This is a genomic window from Ensifer sp. Root142, from assembly GCF_001426785.1.
Taxonomy (GTDB): domain Bacteria; phylum Pseudomonadota; class Alphaproteobacteria; order Rhizobiales; family Rhizobiaceae; genus Ensifer; species Ensifer canadensis.
This window is the reverse complement of record NZ_LMFK01000049.1, coordinates 76,309-96,232: the sequence shown is the minus strand read 5'-3', so window position 1 is coordinate 96,232 and position 19,924 is coordinate 76,309. Positions and strand designations below refer to the sequence as shown.

The 19,924-nt window shown below is 61.6% G+C and carries 21 protein-coding genes; 16 read left to right on the top strand and 5 right to left on the bottom strand.

Annotated features, from left to right (window positions below):
* Positions 1 to 9 precede the first annotated feature (9 nt).
* Positions 10 to 1,002, bottom strand: a complete 993-nt coding sequence (locus ASD52_RS35420; RefSeq protein WP_038578191.1) for an ABC transporter permease — start codon at positions 1,000 to 1,002, stop codon at positions 10 to 12.
* Positions 1,003 to 1,206: 204 nt separating this feature from the next.
* Here ASD52_RS35420 and ASD52_RS35415 point away from each other — a divergent pair, with 204 nt between their 5' ends.
* From ASD52_RS35415 to ASD52_RS35405, 3 genes are all read left to right on the top strand, one after another.
* Positions 1,207 to 1,893 (top strand): XRE family transcriptional regulator, encoded by a 687-nt coding sequence (locus tag ASD52_RS35415; protein ID WP_025428633.1) that lies wholly within the window; start codon positions 1,207 to 1,209, stop codon positions 1,891 to 1,893.
* A 10-nt stretch (positions 1,894 to 1,903) separates the two neighbouring features.
* Entirely contained in the window at positions 1,904 to 3,493 is a 1,590-nt protein-coding gene (locus ASD52_RS35410; RefSeq protein ID WP_057218105.1) for an ABC transporter substrate-binding protein, read from the top strand.
* Positions 3,494 to 3,639: 146 nt separating this feature from the next.
* Positions 3,640 to 4,068, top strand: coding sequence for an OsmC family protein (locus ASD52_RS35405; RefSeq protein ID WP_025428635.1), 429 nt, complete (start codon positions 3,640 to 3,642; stop codon positions 4,066 to 4,068).
* A gap of 44 nt (positions 4,069 to 4,112) precedes the next feature.
* Here the strand turns inward: ASD52_RS35405 and ASD52_RS35400 are convergent, their stop codons facing one another.
* Together ASD52_RS35400 and ASD52_RS35395 are read right to left on the bottom strand one after the other, a co-directional pair.
* Positions 4,113 to 4,634 carry a hypothetical protein gene (locus ASD52_RS35400; protein WP_038578194.1) on the bottom strand — a complete coding sequence of 174 codons (522 nt, stop codon included), beginning with the start codon at positions 4,632 to 4,634 and terminating at the stop codon, positions 4,113 to 4,115.
* A gap of 41 nt (positions 4,635 to 4,675) precedes the next feature.
* Entirely contained in the window at positions 4,676 to 5,101 is a 426-nt protein-coding gene (locus ASD52_RS35395) for an Lrp/AsnC family transcriptional regulator (RefSeq protein ID WP_025428636.1), read from the bottom strand.
* Positions 5,102 to 5,225: 124 nt separating this feature from the next.
* Here ASD52_RS35395 and ASD52_RS35390 point away from each other — a divergent pair, with 124 nt between their 5' ends.
* From ASD52_RS35390 to ASD52_RS35355, 8 genes are all read left to right on the top strand, one after another.
* Complete coding sequence (locus ASD52_RS35390; protein WP_277996393.1) at positions 5,226 to 6,278, top strand: ornithine cyclodeaminase; 1,053 nt, start codon at positions 5,226 to 5,228, stop codon at positions 6,276 to 6,278.
* 1 nt (position 6,279) lies between these two features.
* Positions 6,280 to 7,251 carry an arginine deiminase-related protein gene (locus ASD52_RS35385; protein ID WP_057226657.1) on the top strand — a complete coding sequence of 324 codons (972 nt, stop codon included), beginning with the start codon at positions 6,280 to 6,282 and terminating at the stop codon, positions 7,249 to 7,251.
* A 31-nt stretch (positions 7,252 to 7,282) separates the two neighbouring features.
* Positions 7,283 to 8,086, top strand: coding sequence for an arginine deiminase family protein (locus ASD52_RS35380; RefSeq protein WP_057226655.1), 804 nt, complete (start codon positions 7,283 to 7,285; stop codon positions 8,084 to 8,086).
* 30 nt (positions 8,087 to 8,116) lie between these two features.
* Positions 8,117 to 8,917, top strand: a complete 801-nt coding sequence (locus tag ASD52_RS35375) for a transporter substrate-binding domain-containing protein (protein WP_057226654.1) — start codon at positions 8,117 to 8,119, stop codon at positions 8,915 to 8,917.
* A 124-nt stretch (positions 8,918 to 9,041) separates the two neighbouring features.
* On the top strand, positions 9,042 to 9,755 hold the full coding sequence (locus ASD52_RS35370; RefSeq protein ID WP_057226651.1) for an ABC transporter permease subunit: 714 nt from the start codon (positions 9,042 to 9,044) through the stop codon (positions 9,753 to 9,755).
* On the top strand, positions 9,755 to 10,456 hold the full coding sequence (locus ASD52_RS35365; protein ID WP_057226649.1) for an ABC transporter permease subunit: 702 nt from the start codon (positions 9,755 to 9,757) through the stop codon (positions 10,454 to 10,456). The genes ASD52_RS35370 and ASD52_RS35365 overlap by 1 nt, the downstream gene beginning before the upstream one ends.
* Before the next feature lie 37 nt (positions 10,457 to 10,493).
* Positions 10,494 to 11,258 carry an ATP-binding cassette domain-containing protein gene (locus tag ASD52_RS35360; protein ID WP_025428643.1) on the top strand — a complete coding sequence of 255 codons (765 nt, stop codon included), beginning with the start codon at positions 10,494 to 10,496 and terminating at the stop codon, positions 11,256 to 11,258.
* Positions 11,259 to 11,268: 10 nt separating this feature from the next.
* Positions 11,269 to 12,420: a M20 aminoacylase family protein gene (locus ASD52_RS35355; protein WP_057226647.1), complete on the top strand. Its 1,152-nt coding sequence runs from the start codon at positions 11,269 to 11,271 to the stop codon at positions 12,418 to 12,420.
* 30 nt (positions 12,421 to 12,450) lie between these two features.
* On the opposite strand, the gene ASD52_RS35350 is transcribed toward ASD52_RS35355, so the two are convergent.
* Both ASD52_RS35350 and ASD52_RS35345 read right to left on the bottom strand, forming a co-directional pair.
* Entirely contained in the window at positions 12,451 to 13,827 is a 1,377-nt protein-coding gene (locus ASD52_RS35350; RefSeq protein ID WP_057226645.1) for an FAD-containing oxidoreductase, read from the bottom strand.
* Complete coding sequence (locus ASD52_RS35345) at positions 13,824 to 14,291, bottom strand: hypothetical protein (RefSeq protein WP_057211231.1); 468 nt, start codon at positions 14,289 to 14,291, stop codon at positions 13,824 to 13,826. Before ASD52_RS35345 ends, ASD52_RS35350 begins: the two co-directional genes overlap by 4 nt.
* A gap of 335 nt (positions 14,292 to 14,626) precedes the next feature.
* Between ASD52_RS35345 and ASD52_RS35340 the strand changes: the two genes are divergently transcribed.
* From ASD52_RS35340 to ASD52_RS35320, 5 genes are all read left to right on the top strand, one after another.
* Positions 14,627 to 15,538: an ABC transporter substrate-binding protein gene (locus ASD52_RS35340; RefSeq protein ID WP_025428647.1), complete on the top strand. Its 912-nt coding sequence runs from the start codon at positions 14,627 to 14,629 to the stop codon at positions 15,536 to 15,538.
* Between the two features lie 115 nt (positions 15,539 to 15,653).
* Complete coding sequence (locus tag ASD52_RS35335; RefSeq protein ID WP_057226642.1) at positions 15,654 to 16,820, top strand: ABC transporter permease; 1,167 nt, start codon at positions 15,654 to 15,656, stop codon at positions 16,818 to 16,820.
* Positions 16,817 to 17,755 carry an ABC transporter ATP-binding protein gene (locus tag ASD52_RS35330; RefSeq protein ID WP_057226640.1) on the top strand — a complete coding sequence of 313 codons (939 nt, stop codon included), beginning with the start codon at positions 16,817 to 16,819 and terminating at the stop codon, positions 17,753 to 17,755. Before ASD52_RS35335 ends, ASD52_RS35330 begins: the two co-directional genes overlap by 4 nt.
* Positions 17,755 to 18,492 carry an ABC transporter permease gene (locus ASD52_RS35325; protein WP_057226638.1) on the top strand — a complete coding sequence of 246 codons (738 nt, stop codon included), beginning with the start codon at positions 17,755 to 17,757 and terminating at the stop codon, positions 18,490 to 18,492. Before ASD52_RS35330 ends, ASD52_RS35325 begins: the two co-directional genes overlap by 1 nt.
* A gap of 267 nt (positions 18,493 to 18,759) precedes the next feature.
* Complete coding sequence (locus ASD52_RS35320) at positions 18,760 to 19,917, top strand: Gfo/Idh/MocA family oxidoreductase (RefSeq protein WP_025428651.1); 1,158 nt, start codon at positions 18,760 to 18,762, stop codon at positions 19,915 to 19,917.
* Positions 19,918 to 19,924 lie beyond the last annotated feature (7 nt).

The following is a 19,924-nucleotide window of genomic DNA, read 5'->3' as shown; positions in this document are numbered from 1 at the left end:
CGCTTCTCCCTAGCGCGCACGCGGATCGAGCACGCGATAGAGCACGTCCGATATCTTGTTGATGCCGATGAAGACCGCGCCGATCACCAGGGTCGAGCCGAGGACGGCCGCCATGTCGGCGTTGAGCAGGGCGACGGTCAGGTAGTTGCCGATGCCGGGCCACGAAAAGATCGTCTCGATCATCACGGAGCCTTCGAGCAGGCCGGCATAGGAAAGCCCTATGACGGTGATCAGCGGCACGCGGATCGGGCGGAAGGCATGGCGCCAGATCACGAGCCGTTCCGGAACGCCCTTGACCCGCGCCGTCGTCACATATTCCTGGCTCAACTGATCGAGCATGAAGGACCGTGTCATGCGGGCGATATAGGCAAGCGAGAAGAAGCCGAGGCAGGACGCCGGCAGGATGAGATGCCAGACCGCGTTGCGGAAGATCTCCCAGTCGCCGGCGATGATGCTGTCGACGAGGATAAGGCCGGTGATCGGGGTGACGACGCCGTCGTAGAAGATATCGACCCGACCAGGGCCGCCGACCCATTTCAGCTTCGCGTAGAAGACGGCGAGCCCGACGAGGCCGAGCCAGAAGGCCGGCACCGAATAACCGAGCAGGCCGACGACGCGGATGCCCTGATCGAGCCAGGAGCCGCGGCGGCTTGCGGCGACGACGCCGAGCGGCACGCCGATCAGTACGCCGAGGATGATGCCGAGCGTCGCCATCTCCAGCGTCGCCGGGAAGACCCGGGCGAGATCCTCGATCACCGGCTTGCCGGTTGATACTGCCGTGCCGAAGTTGCCGGTGACCACATCGCCGACATAGCTGACGAACTGGGCGGCCAGCGGTCGATCGAGACCCATTTCCTCGCGGACGCGCTCATAGACGGCGACGGGGGCACGGTCGCCGACGACGGCGAGCACTGGGTCGATCGGCACGATGCGGCCGATGAAGAAGGTGATTGCGAGCAGCCCGATGAAGGTCACGCCAAGCGTGACGAGAAAGCCAAGCAGCGAAAAAAGGCGCCGTCTGCCCGGGCTTTGTGCCCCGGCGCGGCGCGTCGGCGCGGGCGCTGTAGTCGTTTTGTTGTTTGCCACGTGGCGATTCCATCCCTCGTTCGCTTGCGGTCGCGGCTGTCGATAGCGCAAGAATTCGCTTGGAGTATATAAATAAGTTTGCTTAAATCAAAAAAATTTTACTGGTGAGGAGAATCCATTGTGACCGTGCCATCTGAGGATGCAGAGACCGCATCCGCCAGGGCCGCGACTGCGGGCCAGCCGCGGATCGGCGCGCTGTTGCGTGCGCGCCGGCGGCAGATGCATATGACGCTGCAGGCGCTGAGCGATGCTGCGGGGGTATCGGTTGGCTATCTCAGCCAGATCGAGCGCGATCTCGCCATGCCTTCCCTCGGCACGCTTGCGCAGATCGCCCAGGGGCTGAACGCCGAGCTCAACCACTTCATCCTGGCACCGGCGATCGATACCGGTCTGTCACGCGCCAGCGAGCGCATGGTCTTTTCCGTCGGCGGCTCGCCGGTGTCCTATGAGCGGATCGGTGCGGACTTTGCCGGGAACCAGCTATCCAGCTTCGTCATCACCATCCCCGCCGGACACCGCTCGGAGGTGTTCAGCCATGAGGGCGAGGAACTGGTGTACGTCCTGCAGGGCGAAATCCTGTTCGGTCTCGATGACGACGAGACCACACTTACCCCCGGCGACGGCCTGCATTTTCGGGGTATCCAGCCACACTACTGGTGGAACAAGACGGATCGGCCCGTCCGGCTGATCTGGACCGGCACCCTGCCTCTGTTCCGATCCCGTACACCCTTGCCCAACGAGACCGGTATGCCTCAGGCAACCCCCAAGCCGGCGACGACAACAAAAACCAAACCTCATCGAAAATAGGAGAGCGATGATGAGAATGTTCAAGGCCGCGGTTTTCGCGGCATCCCTTATGCTGAGCGTGGCTCCGGCAGCTTTGGCGGAGACCCCGGCCGAAGTGCTGGTGGTTGCCCAGAACATCGACGATATCGTCAGCATCGATCCGGCCGAAGCCTACGAGTTTTCGTCCGGCGAATATGTGACGCAGACCTATGACCGTTTGGTGCAATATGATGCGCCGGACGTCCTGAAGCTTTCGCCTGGTCTTGCCAGCGAATGGACCGCCGACGATGCGGCAAAGACGATCACCTTCACCCTGCGAGATGGCGTCACCTTCTCCTCCGGCAACCCGCTGCGTGGCGAAGATGTTGTCTACTCCTTCAAGCGCGTCGTCGCGCTCAACAAGGCGCCTGCCTTCATCCTGACGCAGCTCGGCTGGACACCTGAAAATATCGACAAGATGGTGACTGCCGACGGCAACAAGGTCACGATCAAGTATGAAGGCGACTTCTCGTCGGCGTTCGTACTCAACGTTCTGGCGGCACGTCCGGCCTCGGTCGTCGACGCGGAAGCCGTCAAGGCGAACGAAGCCGACGGCGACTACGGCAATGCCTGGCTCAAGGCGAACTCGGCCGGTTCCGGCCCGTTCGTGCTCAAGGCTTTCCGCGCCGGGGAACTTCTGAACCTGCAGAGCAACCCGAACTATTTCGGCGGCGCTCCGGCCATCAAGGGCGTGATCATCCGTCACGTTGCGGAAGCCGCAACCCAGCAGCTGATGCTTGAAACCGGCGACGTCGACATGGCGAAGAACCTGACGCCCGACCAGGTCGCAAGCCTTGGGGCCAAGAGCGGCATGAAGGTCGAATCCTACCCACAGGCGGCCGTCCACTTCCTGTCGTTCAACCAGAAGGCCGCAGCCCTGCAGCCGCCAGCCGTCTGGGAAGCAGCCCGTTATCTCGTCGACTACAAGGGCATGACTGACAGCTTCCTGAAGGGCCAGATGGAGGTCCACCAGGCCTTCTGGCCGAAGGGCTTCCCGGGCTCGCTCGACGAAACGCCTTATACCTACGATGTCGAAAAGGCGAAGAAGATCCTTGCCGATGCCGGCATCCAGACGCCGATCAAGGTGACGCTCGATGTTATCAACTCGACGCCGTTCACCGACATGGCACAGTCGCTGCAGGCTTCCTTCGCCGAAGCCGGCATCAACTTCGACATCATCCCGGGAACCGGCAGCCAGGTCATCACCAAATACCGTGCCCGTACGCATGAGGCCATGCTGCTCTATTGGGGCCCTGATTTCATGGACCCGCACTCGAACGCCAAGGCCTTCGCCTATAACGAAGACAATGCGGACGACAAGTATCAGTCGACGACCACATGGCGTAACGGCTGGGCAGTCCCGGCAGAGCTCAACGAAGCGACGAAAGCTGCGTTGAAGGAAGCCGATCCGGCCAAGCGTTCGGCGCTCTATGTCGACCTGCAGCGCAAGGTGCAGGAAACGTCACCGATCGTGATCATGTTCCAGGCCGCAACTCAGGTTGCGATGAAGGACAAGGTCGAAGGTTACGTCAACGGCGCTACCTCCGACTTCGTCTTCTACCGCCTCGTCAAAAAGAACTGATTCCTGTCCGCGCTCACTTGCACCTGCAACTGAGCGCGGACATATCAGAGCCGCGGGCCACTTGTGACCCGCGGCACCACGGCCGAATCGGGACTTCTGCGTAGTGGCTGAACCCGATTCTGCGAACATTGGAGAAGGCGAGTAAAATGGCAGACGTGAAGGTAAGGACGCGAGAAACAGGCGCCACGGCAGTGGTGGGCAGGACCGGCTTTCCGCACGTGACTTCGGTTACCGGCGGTGAACTGGATATCGTGACGGGCCCGTCGCAGCCGGGCTACGGACCGCTTGACCTGCTCTATGCTTCGCTCGCCAGCTGCCTGGTATTGAGCGCCCGCATTGCCGCCAGCCGTTTTGGCGTCCTCGACCGGTTGACCGAAGTCAGCGCCAGGGTGACGGGCGAGAAGGCCCATGACGAACCGTCACGGATCGGGAAATTCGAGATCGTCTTCGACATCAAAGGCGATTTTGACGACGCGACCCGGCATGCCATTGCCGAGGCTGCCGAAAATGAAATCTGCACCGTCAGCAACACCTTGCGCGGCAACCCGGAATTTGTGACCCGATACGCAGATTGACCCTCTTTGTATGAGTGGCCCGACCGTCTCGGGCCACGGCCCGCTCAATCCATGAACGGCGCCAATTCCCTATCGAATTCGACTTCGACCACGTTGTTGAACAGCGCGGTTGCGACCATGATCCCCGCAAATGCCACGAGGTTGACGAGCGCCGCATTGTCATAGCGCGCTTTCAACCCGTCCCAGATCTCTGCCGGCACCGCATTCGAATTGGCGACGATCGCCCGGCCGAAATCGATCAGCCGCTGTTCGTCCTCGGTCGGCACGAGGGAATGGAAGTCGGCGCCGGAATTGGCGAAGGCGCGGCGGAAAAAGCCCATCGCGATCGGCGATTTCATCGCCTCGGAGATTGCATGCGAGAGCAGCCAGATCGCCCGGTCGTCGAGAACAGGCCGCAACTCCTCCCGCAGCGTGAACCACTCGGCATAGATCCGGTGCGCCGTCGGCGAATGCAAGAGGGTACGCTTCATATTGGTCATGCGGCCACGGACTTGGACCTCCTCGTCGTGGGCGGCACGGATAGCGTCGGAAGCGGTGTCGTAATCGATCTGGGGAATGTGGCTCACGGTCATGCCTGTATTGGTGATGGCGGGGGGACGCGCAGATGTCAGATGGTGCTGAGAAGTATGCTCGTCTCGCTGTTGAGCACGCCTTCGACGTCGCGGACCTCGCGCAGGATGCGGTCGAAGTCGCTGAGGCTGTTGGCGCGGATTTCGGCCACCATGTCCCAGGCGCCATTGGTGGTGTGGAGAGCATAGAGTTCGGGCAGGCCGCGAAGGAATTTGATCACCTTTGTGGTCGTGCGCCCGCTGACCTCGATCATCATGATTGCCCGAATGGCGCGCTGGTCATAGTCCTGGCGGACGCGCAATGTGAAGCCCAGCACCGCCCCGGTTTCCAGCAGCCGGTCGATGCGCGTCTGTACGGTTGCACGCGATATGCCGAGAACCGAGGCGACCTTGGAGTAGGGCGCGCGGCCGTCTTCTCGCAGAAGCGAGATAAGCTGGTGATCGAGGTCATCGAAGATATGCATAAAAATCTTATAGATGAGTTGTACAATTTGCGCAATCTTTTGCAAGATTTTGCGCAAGTTTAAAATTTCAACTCGCTTCTTGCGTGCCTACGCTGACCTCATCGAATTTCCCGATGGAGATGAAATCGTGGTTCAGTATGTCGGTGTCGGCAACGTAATCGAGCTGGTCAAATCGATCGGCATTGAAACGTTCCTGTTGGGTCTTGCGGAATATATCGAAGACGATTTCCGCAGGTGGAACGCTTTTGAGAAAACCCCGCGGCTGGCGAGCCATTCGAAGACGGGGGTCATCGAATTGATGCCGACGTCCGACGGCGAGCATTACGGCTTCAAATACGTCAACGGCCACCCGAAGAATCCGAATGTTGGCTTGCAGACTGTGACGGCCTTCGGTGTTCTCTCGGACGTCAGCACTGGTTATCCCTGCCTCGTCTCCGAGATGACGATCATGACGGGTCTGCGCACGGCGGCGACCTCTGCATTGGCCGCAAAGTACCTGGCTCGCCCCGATGCCCGCTCGATGGCGATCATCGGGCTTGGCGCGCAGTCGGAATTCCAGGCGCTCGCCTTCCGGGCCCTGCTCGGGATCAAGCGCCTGCAGGTGTTCGATATCGACATCGAAGCGGCGGACAAGTTCCTGAAGAACCTCGCCGACATGGATTTCGATATCGTTGTCGCCAAGACCGCGGAAGAGGCCGTTGCTGGCGCCGACATCATCACGACGGTGACGGCCGACAAGCGCAACGCGACGATCCTCTCCGACAATATGGTCGGCGCCGGCGTGCACATCAACGCCGTAGGGGGCGACTGCCCCGGCAAGACCGAACTGCAGGGCGATATCCTGCGCCGTGCCGATGTCTTCGTCGAATATCCGGAGCAGACGCGGATCGAAGGAGAAATCCAGCAGATGGCGCCGGACTTCCCGGTGATCGAACTCTGGCGCGTGATTGCCGGCGAGGCTGAAGGCCGCCGGTCGGGCTCGCAGATCACCATCTTTGATTCCGTCGGCTTTGCCACGGAAGACTTCTCCGCGCTGCGCTTCCTTCGTGACAGGATCCAGGGCACGGCCTTCTACACCGAGCTCGACCTGACGACGCAGCCGGAGCATCCGCGTGATCTCTACGGTCTGTTCAAGCAGCCGGCGGCCGCTGTCATTGCCGAGCGGAGCGTTGCCTGAGATGAAGAGACTGTCCGTACAGGCGCCGAAGGGCGTCGTGATGATCCGCCCGCACCATTTCGGCCCGAATCCGATGACTGCCAAGGACAATGCCTTCCAGTCGACCGACGAGGCGCGCAAACCCTCGGCGATCGCGACGGCCGCCTTCGATGAGGTGACGCGCATGGCCGACGGCCTGTCGGCTGCCGGCGTCGCCGTCCACCTGTTCGAAGACGAGACGGTGACGCGTCCGGACTCGGTATTTCCGAACAACTGGTTCTCCACCCATTCGGGCGGTCATGTGGCGATCTACCCGATGTATTCGGAAAGCCGCCAGAGCGAGCGCCGCGCCGACATTATCGAGATGCTCAAGAACGAGTATCGCGTCCAGGACGTGATCGACTACTCAGGCCTCGAAAAGGACGGCGTCTATCTTGAAGGCACCGGCGCCATGGTGCTCGACCATATCGGTCGCGTGGCCTATGCGGCCCGGTCGAACCGCACCAACGAGGTGGCCCTTGAGCGCTTCTGCACCCACTTCAACTTCGAGCCGATGGTGTTTGGTGCGGTCGACCGCAACGGCAACTCGATCTACCATACCAATGTGCTGATGTGCATCGGTACGGATTTCGCGCTGATCGGCACCAGCATGATCCCCGACGCGGCAAGGCGACAGGAAATTTGCGCGCGGCTGGAGGAAACGGGCCGGCAGGTCATCGATCTCACGATCGATCAGATCGAGAATTTTGCCGGCAACGCGATCGAACTCGACGGCGCCGATGGCCGTGTCGTCGTGATGTCGGCGCGTGCGCTTGCGTCGCTTCGGCCGGACCAGGTCAAGGCGATCGAGGTTTCGGCCCGCGTGCTCGCCTTCGACGTGCCGACCATCGAGCTTGCCGGCGGCTCCGTGCGCTGCATGCTCGCCGGCGTGCATTTGTCACGCAGAGAACCCGCCGGTACGCAAAAGCTTTACGCCGCCACATCCGATCGATAGAAGCACCTCATCCAAGCCAAAGGTACTACAAATGTCGCAAGCACGCCCCGTCTACAATTTCAACAACATCATCGTCCGCACGCCCTCGACCACCGTCGTCAACGGCCTGCGTGCCGATGACCGTGGCAATCCGACCTATGAGGGCGTGAAGGCCGAGCACGATACCTACATCGCTGCGATGAAGGATGCGGGCGTCAAGGTCACCGTGCTTCCGGCGCTCGAATCCTTCCCGGATTCGATCTTCGTCGAAGATCCGGCGCTGGTGTTCACCGAAGGCGCGATCCTCCTGCGTCCGGGTGCTGCCACCCGCGTCAAGGAAACCATCGAGATCGAGCCGACGCTTCGCGCGATGTTCGAGACGGTTCTCGATCTGCCGGGCACCGGCCTTGCCGATGGCGGCGACGTGCTGACGACCCGCGAAAGCGTGATGATCGGTCTTTCCGCCCGCACCGACAAGGTCGGCGCCGAAGCGCTGCAGGCGTGCCTCGACAAGCTCGGCCGCAAGAGCGAGATCGTCACCACACCGGAAGGCGTATTGCACTTCAAGACCGATTGCTCGCTGCTCGATGAGGAAACCGTGCTCTCGACCGCTCGTCTTGCCAAGTCCGGCGTGTTCGACCGCTTCAAGCAGGTCATTATTCCCGAAGGCGAAGAGCCGGCGGCCAATGCGCTGCGCGTCAACGACGTCGTCATGGTCGGCTCGGACTTCCCGCGCACGATCGAGATGCTCGACAAGCTCGGCTACAAGGTCGTGCCGATGAAGACGACTGAAATCGGCAAGATCGACGCGGGCCTGTCCTGCATGTCGCTGCGCTGGTTCAGCAACACGCTCTGATCCAGACATAATATTCGCGGAGGAAACATCATGAGAACTTTCAAGTCGGCCCTGTTCGCGGGGATCGCCCTCACCATGGCGGCAAGCGCTGCTTTCGCTGAGGACACGCTGCGTCTGGGCATGACGCCCGAGCCCTACATGCCGTTCACGCAGGTCAATGCCGGCGGCGAATGGGAAGGCCTTGAAGCCGATTTGTCGCGTGCGCTCTGCGAAAAGATGGCCGTGAAGTGCGACATCAACCAGATGGCATGGGATGGCCTCATTCCTTCGCTGAAGGAAAACAAGGTCGATTTCATAATCGGTGCCTTCTCGATCACCGATGAGCGCCGCAAGGTCGTCGACTTCTCGACGCCTTACTACACCGAGGGCACGTCCTTCGTCGGCGCCAAGTCCGACACCAGCGAGATCAAGACGATCGACGCTGCCGACGGCACCGGCCAGATCATCGATCCGGCCAGCGTCGACGGCAAGATCATCGGCGTCCAGACGTCGAGCGTTCAGTCGGCCTATGTCGCCAAGTACCTGCCGGGCGCTGAAGCGAAGAGCTACGATACCGCCGACAACTCCGTCGCCGATCTCGTCGCCGGCCGCGTCGACTACGTTCTGATCCCGGACCTCTACATCCAGACGTTCCTGAAGTCGCCTGACGGCGCCGACTACGAAGTCAAGGTCGAGGTTCCCAAGAACGCCGTACTCGGCGAAGGTGTTGCCTATGCGGTTCGCAAGGGCGACGCTGCGAACCTCGAGAAGGTCAATGCCGGCCTCGCCGCTCTCGAAAAGGATGGGCAGATCAAGACGCTCGTCGACAAGTGGATCTTCGGCAAGAAGTGATAACAGACGTTTTCGAGGGCGACGGGCCGAGCCCCTTCGCCCTCGATTGCCAAACGGACCGCAGCGTCCGGGGCATCATCGCAGCCTTTGGCTGACGACACCAATCGGGAACAGGTAGCGACGGATGGAGTATTACTGGCAATTGCTTGCCTGGGGCGGCGAGGGCTGGGGCGATGATTTCGCCTGGGGCCTGGTGATGACGCTGCAGGTATCCGTGGTCGCCTATGCGGTCGCTGTCGTCTTCGGGCTGTTGGGCGCTGCCGGAAAGCTGTCGAAGCACCGCTTGCCGCGTCTTCTGGCCGATATCTACACGACCGTCGTGCGTTCGCTTCCCGAACTCCTGGTTATCCTGCTTCTGTATTTCTCGGTGGCAAGCGGCGCTGAGCGGCTGCTGAAGCATTTTAGTCTCGTCGCCGAGACGTTTCAGTTCAGCTCGTTCTGGGCGGCAATCATCGCGCTTGCCTTCGTCTCCGGCGCGTTCATGACGGAAGTGCTGCGTTCGGCCTTTCTCGCCGTCCCGCCCGGGCAGATCGAGGCTGCGGTTTCGATCGGCATGCGGCCACGCAAGGTCTTCACCCGCATCGTGCTGCCGCAGATGATGCGCCACGCCGTGCCCGGCATGGGCAATCTCTGGCTTTCCATCACCAAGGAAAGCGCCATCATCAGCGTACTCGGCTCGTTCAGCGAGTTGCTCTATACCGGCTACCGCGCTGCCGCGGGCACCAAGCAATACATTTTCTTCTACGGGCTGACGGCCGTCCTGTTCCTGCTGATTACGCTTGTCTCAGCCTTGGTGATCGCGCAGATCGAACGCCGCCTTAACCGGGGGCACCATTGATGGAAACGATCTCCAATGTTGTCGGCTTCCTGCCGGCGCTCATCAAGGCGACCCCGCTGACGTTGCTGTTGACCGCCGTTGCTGGCGTCTTCGGTCTGGTCATCGGCACGTTTGTCGCGCTCGCCCGGCTTTCGACCCGACGCATCCTGTCGATGCCGGCCTATGTCTTCACCTTCGCGTTTCGCGGCACGCCGCTACTCGTGCAGATTTATCTCATCTATTACGGCCTCGGGCAGATCCTGCCGGGAACCTGGGTTCGCCACAGCTTCCTGTGGCCGTATCTTCGCGACGGCCTGTGGTACGCGATCTTCGCGCTCAGCCTCAACCAGGCGGCCTACAATGCCGAAGTCATCCGCGGTGCGATCAAGGCGATCCCGCGTGGGCAGATCGAGGCGGCAAAATCGATCGGCATGCGATCGTCGATGATACTCAGGCGCATCACGCTGCCGCAGGCGCTACGATCCTGCTTGCCGGTTCTGACGGGCGACCTGATCATTCTTTTGAAGACGACCTCGCTCGCCTCGACGATCACCATTCTCGAGGTAATGGGCACCGCGCGCATGCTGCAGCGCCAGTCGCTGTTGATCTTCGAGCCGTTGATCGCGGCCGGCATCATTTATTTCACCGTCGTCTTCATTCTGACGCGGGTGATGAACGTCGTCGAAAAGCGGCTGACCCGCTACCGCACGGCGAAGGCATAGGTACACGGCGCGCAAAGGCGCCACGGGAGGAACGACGATGGTCGCAACCGCACTGTCTGTGAAGAACATCCACAAGAGCTTCGGCTCGGTCGAGGTGCTCAAGGGTGTTTCGTTCGAAGCGAAATCCGGCGACGTCATTTCGCTGATCGGCAGCAGCGGCTCTGGCAAAAGCACGCTGCTGCGCTGCATCAACTATCTCGAGACGCCCGACGAGGGCGAAATCTCGGTATCGGGCGAAGTGATCAGGACGTTGAAGGGCAAGGACGGCAAGCTCGTTGCCGCCGACAAGCGCCAGCTCGAGCATATCCGCACCCGCCTCGGCATGGTGTTCCAGAGCTTCAATCTCTGGTCCCACAAGACCATCCTCGAAAACATCATCGAGGGGCCGATGCATGTGCTTGGCATGACGCGCAAGGACGCCGTCGGCGAGGCCGAGGTGCTGATGGAGAAGGTCGGCATCACGCCGAAGCGCGACCACTATCCCAACCAGCTTTCGGGCGGCCAGCAGCAACGCGCAGCGATCGCGCGGGCTTTGGCGATGAAACCCGATGTGATGCTCTTCGACGAGCCGACATCGGCGCTGGACCCGGAACTCGTCAACGAGGTGCTGCTGGTCATCAAGAAACTGGCGGAGGAGGGGCGCACCATGGTGATGGTGACGCATGAAATGTCGCTGGCGCGCGACATCTCCAGCGAAGTCATCTTCCTTCACAAGGGGCTCGTTGAAGAACGCGGCGCCCCGTCGCAGGTCATGCGTGACCCGAAGTCGGCGCGCCTGCGCCAGTTCCTGCAGATGGCTTGAGGAGAACACCATGCGCGACGCGATCCTGTCGAAATTCCTGCCTGAACTCGTCAATATCCGCCACAAGCTGCACGAGATGCCGGAGATCGGCCTGTCTGAAGTGAAGACCTCGGAATTCGTCGCCGGCCTGCTGCAGTCCTGGGGCTTCGAGGTGACGCGCGGGCTTGCAACGACCGGCATCGTCGCGACACTGAAGCGCGGCAACAGCAACCGGTCGATCGGCTTTCGTGCCGACATGGATGCGCTGCCGATGCAGGAAGAAACAGGACTCGCCTATCAGAGCATGCATCCCGGCGCGATGCATGCCTGCGGCCATGACGGTCACACGAGCATGCTGCTGGGCGCCGCCTGGGCGCTGTCGCAGGATGCGAGTTTCAACGGAACCGTGCATCTGATCTTCCAGCCCGCCGAGGAGAATTTCGGCGGCGGCAAGCTGATGATCGAGGACGGCCTGTTCAAGCGCTTTCCCTGCGAGCGCGTCTTTGCGCTTCACAACTGGCCAGGTCTGCCGGCCGGTACCTTCTCGACGCGCGCCGGTGCCATGGCCGCCTCGATCGATGTGCTGACGCTGACGATCAGGGGCAAAGGCGGCCATGGGGCGCAGCCGGAACTGACGGTCGATCCGGTGGTCGTCGGCTCAAGCGTCGTCATGGCGCTGCAGACGCTCGTGTCGCGCAACGTCTCGCCGCATCAGCCCTCGGTCGTGACCGTCGGTTCGTTCCAATCGGGCTCGGCGTCCAACATCATTCCCGACACCGCAGTGCTGGAGATCAGCATGCGGGCAACCGATCCTGCCGTGCGAAAGCAGTTGCAGGAGCGCGTCGAGCAGATTGCGCGTTTCCAGGCGCAGAGCTTCAATGCCGATGTTACTTTCGGCTGGCAGGTCGGTTATCCCGCGACCATCAACGACGCGGAGGCGGTCGCAGAGGCGCGCGCCGTGATCAGCGAGAAATTCGGTGAAGGCGCGTTCGTCGAACTCGCCCAGCCGTTGATGGGCAGCGAGGACTTTTCCTTCCTGCTCGAAGAGGTTCCCGGCGCCTACGTGCTGATTGGCAATGGTGAGAGCAGCGGGCTCCACACCACGCGCTACGACTTCAACGACGAAATCCTCGAACGTGGCGCGATGTATTTCTACCATCTCGCACGCTCTGCGCTGGTCTGAACCAACACCTGACGGTCGGCTTGCCGACCGTCAGTTTGCCGGCGCGAGATCCCCGAAGACCGTCGGGATAAGCTCCGAAACCGTCGGGTGAATGTGCACCGCATGGGTGATCGTGGTGTAGGGCTTCTTGGCGTACATGACGTCGAGAATGCTCTGAACCGCTTCGTCGCCGCCGGTGCCCAGGATCGATGCGCCGAGGATCTCCTTGCTGTCGGCGTCGACGACAACCTTCATGAATCCCTCGGTCTCGCCTTTTTCGACCGCCCGGCCGACCCGGGTCATCGGCCTCCTACCGACGGCAATCTTGCGGCCGGTCTTGCGCGCCTCGGTCTCGCTCATGCCGGCGCGCCCGAGCGGCGGGTCGATATAGAGCGCATAGGTGGAGATGCGGTCGCTGACGCGCCGCGGCTCGCCGTCGAGCAGGTTGGCGGCGACGATCTCGAAGTCGTTATAGGCAGTGTGGGTGAAGGCGCCGCGGCCGTTGCAATCTCCCATGGCGAAGATGTGCGGCACGTTGGTCCGCAAGGCGTCATCGACCTCAATATAGCCGTGCGCGTCGGTCTTTACGCCCGCCCTGTCGAGCCCGAGATCGTCGGTGTTCGGCCGGCGGCCCGTCGCAAGCAGCAGATGTGAGCCGGTGACCTCCGGCGCGCCCGAGGTGCAATCGACGCCGGCGACGACATCGTCGCCTCGCCTGGCGAAACGAATGCATTCGGCGTTGAGCCGAAACCGGATGCCCTCCTTCTCCAGGATCGCAAGGACCGCATCTGAGACATCTGGGTCTTCGCGGGCAATCAGCTTCGGGCCCTTCTCGATCACCGTTACCTCGGAGCCGAAGCGGCGGAACATCTGGGCGAATTCAAGGCCGATATAACTGCCGCCGACGATGATCAGATGCCTTGGAAGAACATCCAGGTCCATCATCGACACATTGGTGAGAAAAGGCACGTCGTCGACACCAGGAAAATCCGGTACTGCCGCCCGACCGCCGGTGTTCAGGAAAATCTGGTCGGCAGTGAGGATTTCTTCGCCCACCCGGATCGTGTGCGGGTCCTCAAATTGGGCATGACCTTCGATGACGGTGCAGTTTTCCATCCCCTTGAGCCAGTTTTCAACGCCCGTGCGGGCGTCGGTCCTCACCTTGTCCTTGCGCGCCATGACGCGCTTGAAATCGACCGAAACCGGGCCGGTTGTCACGCCGAAATCGGCACCGCGACGCGCCATGTGCACGGCGTAGGCGCTGGCGACCATCGCCTTGGTCGGCATGCAGCCGGTGTTGACGCAGGTGCCGCCGAAGAGCTTGCGCTCGATAAGCGCCACGGCCTTGCCGGCCGCGGCCAGACGACCGGCCAATGACGGTCCCGCCTGGCCTGCGCCGATGATGATGGCGTCGAAATGTTTTGTCATAGGACTGAGGACACCACCCAGAGCGCGAGCAGCACTGCAACGACGTCTTCCAGCAGGGCAATCGGCAGGTCCTTACCGCCGGTGGCTGCGACCAGGCGCTTGCGCGCCTCATAGCCACCAAGCGTGCCGATCACGGCGCCGATGACGCCGGCAACCAGGCCGCCGACCAACGAACCGCCGGCAGTGCCCAGCACCGCACCGCAGAATCCGCCGCTGACGATGCGTGCGCCGAACTGTTGCGGCACCTTGCGGCTCGGTGTGCTCGGCAACTGGTCGGTGACGAATTCAACGAGCGCGAGGAGCCCGAAAATGTAAGGCGTAAAGCGGAAGCCCATGAAGGCTGCCCAGGTGCCGGAAAGCGGCAACCAGCCGGCGGCCGCACCAATGCTGACGGCGGCAGGTGCAGTCATGACGCGAAGGCCGGCGACCACGCCGATTAGAAGCGCGAGAAGATAGATCGACATCAATTCCCCGAACGTTCGCCGGGCGAACCCGCGCCGCCAGCCCCCAAGCGGTTCGGATCGAGCGGCATCGCAACCAAGAGTGAAAGCGGATGTTTCCGGCGGGCCTCAATCAGAGTGACCGACAACGCTGTTGATTGCAACGTCCAATCCTACGCTGCCCCATGCGGTAGTTGATGCTTTCGATCGCGTTACTTGATGTTGGAATTTTTCGCGCGCCGCACTTCCTGCGTGCAGCTCTATTTTTCGTCGAAGACTGACATATATGGAATGGCTTGCCCGGACGACGCGAATATTCCGTGATCAAACTGCGGGACTGAATTTCGAGGGAGATCTCCATGCGCCTGACCAAACTGCTTATCGGGACAGCCTTTGCCTTGACACTCACTGCAGCCGCCGCCAACGCCGACGTCGTGGTGTCCTCCAAGATCGATACAGAAGGCGGTGTGCTCGGCAACATCATCCTTGCTGTGTTGAATGCCAATAATATCAAAACTGTAGACCGCGTACAGCTCGGTGCTACACCGGTGGTGCGCAAGGCGATCACCGCCGGCGAGATCGACATCTACCCGGAGTACACCGGCAATGCCGCCTTCTTCTTCGAGAAGGCCGATGACCCGGTCTGGAAGGACGCGGCGAAGGCCTACGAGTCCGCCAAGAAGCTCGACTACGACGCCAACAAGATTGTCTGGCTGACGCCATCGCCGGCCAACAACACCTGGGCAATCGGGCTGCGCAAGGACGTCGCTGAAGCCAACAAGCTGGCGACGTTGTCCGATTTCGGCAAGTATGTTGCCGGCGGCGGAAACATCGTGCTCGCCGCATCGTCCGAATTCGTCAACTCGGCAGCAGCGCTTCCCGCATTCCAGACGACCTACGCCTTCACGTTGAAGCCGGAGCAGCTCATCACGCTTTCGGGTGGCGATACGGCAGCGACAATCGCTGCGGCTGCTAACCAGACGAATGGTGCCAATGCCGCGATGGTCTACGGCACCGATGGCGGCATCGCCCCCTCCGGCCTCGTGGTGTTGGAAGACGACAAGGCAGTCCAGCCGATCTACCAGCCGGCCCCGATCATTCGCGAGGCAGTGCTGAAGGAAAATCCTCAGATCGAGTCCCTGCTGAAGCCGGTCTTCGAGAAACTCGATCTGGTGACACTGCAGGAGTTGAATGGCCGCGTCCAAGTCGGTGGTGAACCGGCCAAGACGGTTGCCGAAGACTTCCTGAAGAAGAACGGCTTTCTGAAATAGGTTGACGCAAATGCGCGACGCTGGTCGGATGCGCGCATCCGACCAGCGTTTTGTTTTCTAGGCGTAGAACGACCAAGGTCCGTCGAGCGGAAGCCGGGCGAGAAAAAGGGATCTGATGCAGCTCCGCGTGGACAAGCTTGGCGTGATCATTGCCGTGCTTACCGCCTACGGCGCCTTGCTGGCGCCCTTTGCGACTTTTCGTGCCAACCGCATCGTCGCCGGCGAGGCGAGATCGCTCGGCGAGGCGTTGCCTCCGGCGTGGGCTGCCATCATCCTTATCCTCGTGATCGCCACGGCGGTTGTCGCCCTCCTGAAAACGCCAAGCCCGCTACGCCTTGCCATCGCCTTTTCGACGATCGCGGCATTGGCGCTCGGTATCGGTGCTGCAGCCGGCCACCTGACGCCGCCTGAAAATACCTACGCCCGCGTTTCGCCGGCATCAGGGTTCTGGATTCTTTTGTTTGCGCTCGGTCTTCTAGCGGCCGACGCATTGACCCGGATGCGTCCATCCCCGCTGGTGCGAGTGCTGTTCCTTGCCGCCGTCCTTGGTTTTATTGCCGCGCTCCTGTGGTCCGGCACCTGGGACGGTCTGTCGCTTCTGAAAGAATATGCCAGCCGCGCCGACACCTTCTGGGCCGAGGCAGGCAAGCATGTGATGCTCGCCTTGGGTTCGCTTGCCGCCGCCACCATTGTCGGCATTCCGCTCGGCGTTCTCTGCCATCGTGTCACGCGCCTGCGCGATGGCCTTTTGGGTGTCCTGAATGCGATCCAGACGATCCCGTCGATTGCACTTTTCGGCATTCTGATAGCGCCGCTTGGCTGGATTGCGATCCATGTTCCGGGTGCTGCCGCCATCGGCATCCGTGGGATCGGGGCGGCACCGGCATTCGTTGCCCTTTTCCTCTATTCGCTGCTGCCTGTCGTCGCCAATACAGTGGTGGGGCTTGCCGGCGTGCCGCGAGAAGCCAACGACGCGGCACGCGGCATCGGCATGACCGACTTCCAACGCCTTGCCGGTATCGAGTTTCCGCTGGCCTTCCCGGTCATTCTCACCGGCATTCGCATCGTGCTCGTTCAGAACATCGGGTTGGCGACGATTGCGGCGCTGATCGGCGGCGGCGGTTTTGGCGTCTTCGTCTTCCAGGGGGTGGGGCAGACGGCGATGGATCTGGTGCTGCTCGGGGCAGTGCCGACCGTTATCCTTGCCTTCACGGCCGCAATCGTCCTCGACGCCGTGATCGAGGCGGCTACTCCGAACCGCAACCAGGTGCAAAGCGCATGATCGAGATCGAAGGCATTACCAAGCGCTATGGCGAAACCACTGTCGTCAGGGATGTCCGCCTGACGATCGCGCCGCGCACGGTTACCGTTATCGTCGGCACGTCCGGTTCCGGCAAGACGACGCTGCTTAGGATGATCAATCGTCTGGTCGAACCGACATCGGGCACGATCAGGCTCGATGGCGAGGATAACCGCTCGTTGCCGGGCTACGAGCTGCGTCGCCGGATCGGCTATGCGATCCAGGGGCACGGGTTGTTTCCACATCGCACGGTCGCTCAGAACATCGCCACCGTGCCGACGCTGCTCGGCTGGGATCGCGCCCGCATAGACGCGAAGGTCGCCGAGCTGCTGACGCTTTTTCAGCTCGACCCCGCGGCGTTCGGCCCGCGCTATCCGCACGAACTCTCCGGCGGCCAGCAGCAGCGCGTCGGCGTTGCCCGCGCGCTTGCGGCAGAGCCGAAGGTGCTGCTGATGGACGAGCCCTTCGGCGCGCTCGACCCGATCATTCGCGCCAAGGCCCAGGACGACCTGCTGGCGATCCAGAAACATTTCGAAACGACTGTTGTCCTCGTCACGCACGACATGGAGGAGGCTTTCCATCTGGCCGACCGGATTGCGGTCATGGACAAGGGCGAGGTGGTGCAATACGCAACGCCGGCCGAAATGCTCGTCAAACCGGCGACCACTTTCGTCGAGAGCCTGATCGGGGCCGGTGAGCGCCCGTTTCGCCTGCTGGCGATCGAGCCGGTGTCATCAGCCGTTGAACCGGGTACCGCTGAGGGAGAGGCGATCTCAAGCGCTGCCAGTCAACGCGAGGCCCTGTCGACGCTTCTCTGGTCCGGCCGCAAGGCTCTTCCCGTCGTCGGCCCCGATGGTGTCCTCATCGGCAAGGTCAGTCTTGAAAGCTTGGCGCAGCGTGCCGCGGGGCCATCGTGATGCTGCGTCTTCCCAACCTGTTCCGGCTGCTTGCTCTAGCCGTTCTGATCGCGTTTCTGGTCCAGCCGCAGTGGTTCGAGCCGCTGTTGCGACCGCTTGTGCAGGAGAATGCACCGGCCATCTATAACCAGGGCAGCCTGCTGCAACTGACGTTTCTGCATCTGCGCACCGTCGCGATTGCAACGGCTGGCGCGACGGTGGTCGCGCTGGCTCTGGCGATCCTTGTGACACGCACTTCCGGAGCAGAATTCCTGCCGCTTTCGCGCAGCCTCGTGAACATCGGCCAGACGTTTCCGCCGGTTGCGGTGCTGGCGCTCGCCGTGCCGATCTTCGGCTTCGGCGAGAAGCCGACGCTGATTGCGCTCTTCCTCTACGGCCTGCTGCCGATCTTCGAGAATGCTCTGACTGGGCTTACGACCTTGCCGCCTTCGATCATGGAGGTGGCGCGGGGCACCGGCATGACCGGGCGCCAGCGGCTGATGAAAATCGAACTGCCGCTGGCGATGCCGGTCATCCTCGCCGGCATCCGGCTCTCCGTGGTGATCAGTCTGGCGACGGCGACGATCGGCTCGACGGTCGCAGCAAGGACGCTCGGCGAGGTGATCATAGCCGGCCTCCAGTCGAACAATCTCGCCTTCGTCGTTCAGGGCGGCCTCATCGTCGCGGTGCTCGCGGTGTTGATCCACGACGCCTTGCAGGCAGCCGAACGAAGCGTCAGCTCTCGAATGGGACGGTAGTTTCGTCAACGATGCGTTCTGGCGCGAACGAGACGCCTCACATGGCGAAGCCGCATTGGTCTGGACCGCTTTCCCCCTGTTGTAGCGTTAATGGGTCACTTCCCTTTTCGGTTGTGTTGGCAATTGCCCATATTTCCGGTGTTTCCGACCTTTATGAAAATGAATTTCACAATTTTACAAAATACGCGGATTTAGGTTGACGACCTGAAAAAACTGTCCCAGTCTGCGAAAATAAATTACGCCATAAGGCAAGGGAACAGTGCGCGCATGAAAGTCGGGATAATCGGACTCGGATTCCGTCTGGGATATCTGGGCTACGTTTTCAAAGCCATGGATGAGAACTTCGAGATCGCAGGATACGTCGATCCGAATCCGGCCGGACTGCCGGGCCTGACCGAAAAAGGCATCTCCGCCGGCACGGCCTATGCGACGCCTGAAGAGCTGATCGCCAATGAAAAGCTCGACCTGCTGATGATCGGTTCGCCCAACCACATGCATCTCGATCATATCCGGATCGGGCTCGAGGCCGGCCTCAAAGTCTTCAGCGAAAAGCCGATCGTGACGACGGTCCAGGAAAGCCTGGAGCTTGCGCAGTTGATGGCGAAATTCGGTCATGAGCGGCTGATGGTCGGCCTCGTGCTGCGCTACGCGCCGATGTATCGCGACCTGCGTGCGGCCCTTGCCGAAGGAAAGCTCGGCCAGGTCGTCTCGATCGAGGCATCCGAACATATCGAACCCTATCACGGTGCCTTCTTCATGCGCGACTGGCGCCGCTACGAGCGCTATTCCGGCAGCTTCATGCTGGAAAAATGCTGCCATGACCTCGATCTTTACAACGGCGTCGTCGGCGCGCGTCCCGAACGTGTCGCCAGCTTCGGCGGCCGCAAGAGCTTCATTCCCGCAAACGACCCCGCACGCGAGGGCATCAACGATCTCGAGCTTTTCCATCGCAAGCCGAGCGGCTGGATGGGATCCGACAAGGTGTTCGACAGCGACGGCGACATCATCGACTATCAGGTCGCCATCGTCGAATATGCCAATGGCGTCGGCATGAACTTCCACACCAATCTCAATGTGCCGGACCAGTTCCGACGCTTCTGCATCATGGGATCGCGGGGCATGGCCGAGGGGGATTTTATCCGCGGCTATTTTGACGTGCACGAGATGCTGAGCGGCAAGAAGGTGGTCGAGAACAAGTACGCGGCCACCGAGCTGTCGCAGCACTACGGCGCCGATGAGCAGATGGCGACCGACATCATCGGCCATGTGCGTGACGGCCGGCCGCTGCCGGTCTCGACGATCGATGCGCTCGAAGCCGGTATCCTCGCCTTGTCGATGGACGAGGCCCGGCGCAAGCGGACCGTGATCGATCTCAGGCCGATCTGGGATCGGTTCGACGAAGCCTTGCACTCGCGCGCGGCTTGAGGGGAGA

Bases quoted from the DNA above. Each gene is read 5' to 3' on its own strand.
- ASD52_RS35380 (WP_057226655.1), top strand. From the start codon at position 7,283: ATGTCGCAAGCACGCCCCGTCTACAATTTCAACAACATCATCGTCCGC.
- ASD52_RS35330 (WP_057226640.1), top strand. From the start codon at position 16,817: ATGATCGAGATCGAAGGCATTACCAAGCGCTATGGCGAAACCACTGTC.
- ASD52_RS35405 (WP_025428635.1), top strand. From the start codon at position 3,640: ATGGCAGACGTGAAGGTAAGGACGCGAGAAACAGGCGCCACGGCAGTG.
- ASD52_RS35375 (WP_057226654.1), top strand. From the start codon at position 8,117: ATGAGAACTTTCAAGTCGGCCCTGTTCGCGGGGATCGCCCTCACCATG.
- ASD52_RS35340 (WP_025428647.1), top strand. From the start codon at position 14,627: ATGCGCCTGACCAAACTGCTTATCGGGACAGCCTTTGCCTTGACACTC.
- ASD52_RS35325 (WP_057226638.1), top strand. From the start codon at position 17,755: ATGCTGCGTCTTCCCAACCTGTTCCGGCTGCTTGCTCTAGCCGTTCTG.
- ASD52_RS35385 (WP_057226657.1), top strand. From the start codon at position 6,280: ATGAAGAGACTGTCCGTACAGGCGCCGAAGGGCGTCGTGATGATCCGC.
- ASD52_RS35360 (WP_025428643.1), top strand. From the start codon at position 10,494: ATGGTCGCAACCGCACTGTCTGTGAAGAACATCCACAAGAGCTTCGGC.
- ASD52_RS35350 (WP_057226645.1), bottom strand. From the start codon at position 13,827: ATGACAAAACATTTCGACGCCATCATCATCGGCGCAGGCCAGGCGGGA.
- ASD52_RS35410 (WP_057218105.1), top strand. From the start codon at position 1,904: ATGAGAATGTTCAAGGCCGCGGTTTTCGCGGCATCCCTTATGCTGAGC.
- ASD52_RS35345 (WP_057211231.1), bottom strand. From the start codon at position 14,291: ATGTCGATCTATCTTCTCGCGCTTCTAATCGGCGTGGTCGCCGGCCTT.
- ASD52_RS35355 (WP_057226647.1), top strand. From the start codon at position 11,269: ATGCGCGACGCGATCCTGTCGAAATTCCTGCCTGAACTCGTCAATATC.
- ASD52_RS35370 (WP_057226651.1), top strand. From the start codon at position 9,042: ATGGAGTATTACTGGCAATTGCTTGCCTGGGGCGGCGAGGGCTGGGGC.
- ASD52_RS35395 (WP_025428636.1), bottom strand. From the start codon at position 5,101: ATGCATATCTTCGATGACCTCGATCACCAGCTTATCTCGCTTCTGCGA.
- ASD52_RS35320 (WP_025428651.1), top strand. From the start codon at position 18,760: ATGAAAGTCGGGATAATCGGACTCGGATTCCGTCTGGGATATCTGGGC.
- ASD52_RS35365 (WP_057226649.1), top strand. From the start codon at position 9,755: ATGGAAACGATCTCCAATGTTGTCGGCTTCCTGCCGGCGCTCATCAAG.
- ASD52_RS35335 (WP_057226642.1), top strand. From the start codon at position 15,654: ATGCAGCTCCGCGTGGACAAGCTTGGCGTGATCATTGCCGTGCTTACC.